Origin of the sequence: Salinibacterium sp. (genome assembly GCF_031364185.1) — a bacterium.
GTDB lineage: Bacteria > Actinomycetota > Actinomycetes > Actinomycetales > Microbacteriaceae > Rhodoglobus.
In genome coordinates, this window is the sequence record NZ_JANLVV010000270.1 from 1 (window position 1) to 3341 (window position 3341).

3 protein-coding genes are annotated in these 3341 nt (G+C 61.5%); 2 read left to right on the forward strand and 1 reads right to left on the reverse strand.

Annotated features, from left to right (window positions below; genetic code table 11):
* The coding region (locus tag RMN95_RS11940) for a DUF2142 domain-containing protein (RefSeq protein ID WP_309617134.1) at nucleotides 1-1224 on the reverse strand (1224 nt) is incomplete at its 3' end.
* A gap of 342 nt (nucleotides 1225-1566) precedes the next feature.
* On the opposite strand from RMN95_RS11940, the gene RMN95_RS11945 reads away from it, so the two are divergent.
* Complete coding sequence (locus RMN95_RS11945; protein ID WP_309617135.1) at nucleotides 1567-2535, forward strand: glycosyltransferase family 2 protein; 969 nt, start codon at nucleotides 1567-1569, stop codon at nucleotides 2533-2535.
* A gap of 316 nt (nucleotides 2536-2851) precedes the next feature.
* The coding region (locus RMN95_RS11950; RefSeq protein WP_309617136.1) for a GDP-mannose 4,6-dehydratase at nucleotides 2852-3341 on the forward strand (490 nt) is incomplete at its 3' end.

Below are 3341 nucleotides of genomic sequence, written 5' to 3' on the forward strand. Positions count from 1 at the left end.
GGGCTGGAAAGCCTGGCCCACCTGGGCGCCGCTGACAGAGAGCACGTACAGGGGCATCGCCACAAGCACGATCAGAACTCCGGAAACGGCGATGGCCTTCCGCCAGTCGAGCCGGCCCGCACCCGCGAAGGCGACGACGACGAAGGCGGCGATGGCTGCACCGGGTACGATGGCCGGGAAGTCAGTGTCGAACCAACCGAGTTCCCATGTACCCCAGACGCCGGTCCACAGAAACGGGAGCATGAGGAGGTTGTAGGCAATCAGCGAGAACCCGCTTAGCGGAGCCTGCAGCGACCCATCGGGCGGCACCAGACCGGGCCCCGGGGCTGTGGCAGCCACTTCCGCGCCCGAGACTCCGGCTCCCGCCAGGCCGCCCAGACCCGCACCGACCTGGCCGGATTGCAGCAGGAGCGCGAGCGCAAGTATCACGCCCACGGCAGGGATTAACGCTGAGAAAGCCCAGTGCCGCGTTCGGTTTGCGGTGAGGATGAGAACGGTAGCCGTTGCTCCAATGACGAAAACGGCGGCGTCACCGCGCGCTCCCGCTGCTATCACCACGCCCACGAGATACAGCGCGCCGAGGGCCCACCGCGGGTGTCCGACGCTCTCGAACCATCCGAGAAGGGCCAGGAACGCCGTGCCCACGCCGGTGATCGCCCAACCACTCGGATTATTCGATGGAATCAGGAACATGCCGAGAGGAACGAGGGTGACCAGCCAGCCCCAAAGAAGGGTGTTCCGACGCGCTGCGGGTAGGAGGCAGGTAAGAGCAGTCGCGAGTGCGACAAAAAGCGCAGCGTTCGCGAGCCGCATCACGAGGGCGCTGGACTGGATGTCTGCACCGGCGAAGACGCCCATCGCGGAATAGAAGATCGGGGGGTACTCGCCGGCAAAATTACCCCGGGCCGTCTCGAATGATCCGTTGCCCCAGTCCTGGCATTCGGCGCTCTGGTTTGGCAACCCAGCGAAACACAGCATGTCACGGAAGGAGGATGCCACCACCCGAGTGTTCCCCTCCGCGCCGGGTTCACAGAGCACTCCACCTCCGTCGGCGCACCAGGTGCTGACAAGGTGATAGTCATCGTCAGGGGAAGCGCCAACGGGGGATGCGAAGGCCCAGGCTGAGAGCGCGATGAGGGCGAGCACTGGAGCGAGGTAGATTAAGGAGATCCCGCGAAGCGGACGATTGATACTTTGTTTATCGTGCACGCGAACGAAGGTCATCGCCACCAGCGTAGCCCTGTGGGCACCCGGTGATGATAACTATGCCCCCTGATGGCATTGAGTCGAACTTTGCTAGTGTCCTGCACCTAAAAGGAGAATCCAAATTGTAGGGTTGAGTATGGCGATCGTTGGGCGGCCAAGTGCCTCGTTGGAATTGACTGGTGCTGAGCGAGAAACGCTTCAATGTTGAGCGCGTCGGGCGAGATCGTCGCAACCTCTGGCCATGCGGTCAGGGATCATGGTAGCCAATCCCGATGATGATGCCCCGAGCCCAATCTGTCAGGGCGGGACTGTTTCCCAGGATCCTGTCCGTCGGCATTCAGTGCCGATGACGAAGTGAGTGTGCGAATTTCGGTCGCGCTCGCGACGTACAACGGCGCGCAGTTCATCGAGGAGCAGGTCGCCAGCATCCTTCGCGGCAGCCGTGTTCCAGAAGAGGTTGTTCTAGCGGACGATGGATCGACCGATAACACCGTCGAGTTGGTTCGAGCTGCATTTGGCGGCAGCCGGACTTCAGCCCAACTGCACGTGTTACCCGCGCAGGTTCGACTCGGTGTAACGGCAAACTTTGAGCGCGCGGTCAGTGCCTGCACCGGCGATATCATCGTGCTGAGCGATCAGGACGACGTCTGGCATGAGTACCGATTGGCGGTGGCCGAGCGCTCGTTCGAGGCGCGCCCTCGCCTGCTTCTGCAACACTCTGATGCGCGATTGGTCGACTCCGCGGGTAAACCGCTCGGTGTCTCGCTGATCGACGCTTTGACCGTTCGGGCGGGTGAACGGCTGGCGCTCGATTCCGGCCGCGCGTTTCAGGCGTACGTTCGCCGCAATCTGGCTACCGGGGCTACGGTGGCCATGCGACGCAAGCTCATCGATTTGGCGGCACCGTTCCCACCCGAATGGGTTCATGACGAATGGCTCGCGATCATTGCCGCGGCTTTGGGTGAGGTCGAGTTTGTCGACAGCGAGTTGATCGACTACCGGCAGCACGACTCAAATCAGATCGGCGTCGCCAAGCCCACGTTGTCGTATCGCGTTGGCCGGATGCTCGAACCGCGTGGCGAGCGTTTTGTGCTGCTGTCGGCGCGCTCACAGATTCTCGTCGATCGATTAGCGGCGCTTCCCGTCGCGCCCGGAGTACTCAAGCTGGCGGAACAGAAGGCCAGCTTCGAAGCTCGCCGGGCGGCAATGCCCGACCAGCGGGTACGTCGACTCGGGGCGATCGTGCGCGAAGTGGTGCGTGGGTCATACGGTCGGCTGTCGAGCCAGGGAATTATCGACGTCGCGCGCGATCTGATTCAACCGGTCTGAGCGCGGCGGGTAGATTCACCTTCATAATTCGACCGGTACGGGATTTAGGTCGCTGTTGGTTTCACGGCCGCATCACGAGGAACCGCATCCGAACTCGACAAAGAGCCCAGACACAGTGATCTGCACCGACTGTAAGCCCACCATCTGAGGCGAGCGCTCGAGTGTAGTGATCGGGCGGGCGGGCTTACTCCCTGGCTCCAGATGAGGTCGAGTTGTGATCCAGTGGACGGGATCGTGTTTCTCGCGACGTCCGGCTGGCCGTCTCCTTCTACTAACGTTGACCGAGTCGATCAACGGCTGAAAAAGGACATGGAATATGAAACGCGCACTCATCACGGGTATCACCGGCCAGGACGGCCTTTACCTCGCCGAGCTTCTGCTCTCGAAGGACTACGAGGTCTTTGGGCTCATGCGTGGGCAGAATAACCCCAAGCTTGCTCTGCTCGAGGAGACCGTCCCTGAGGTTAAGATCCTCACGGGAGATCTCACCGACTTATCGAGCTTGCTTCGTGCCATGAACGTTGCGCAGCCAGACGAGTTCTACAACCTCGGCGCAATCTCCTTCGTCGCGTACTCATGGGAAAATGCCCACCTCACCAGCGAGGTGACCGGTATGGGCGTGCTCAATGCTCTCGAAGCCGTGCGGCTCTATGAAGGAAACAGCGGCAAGAAGGTTCGGTTTTACCAGGCATCGAGTTCGGAGATGTTCGGCAAGGTGCAGCAGGTTCCGCAGAACGAAGACACCCTGTTATGGCCTCGCTCGCCCTACGGCGTCGCCAAGGTGTACGGCCATTACATGACGATCA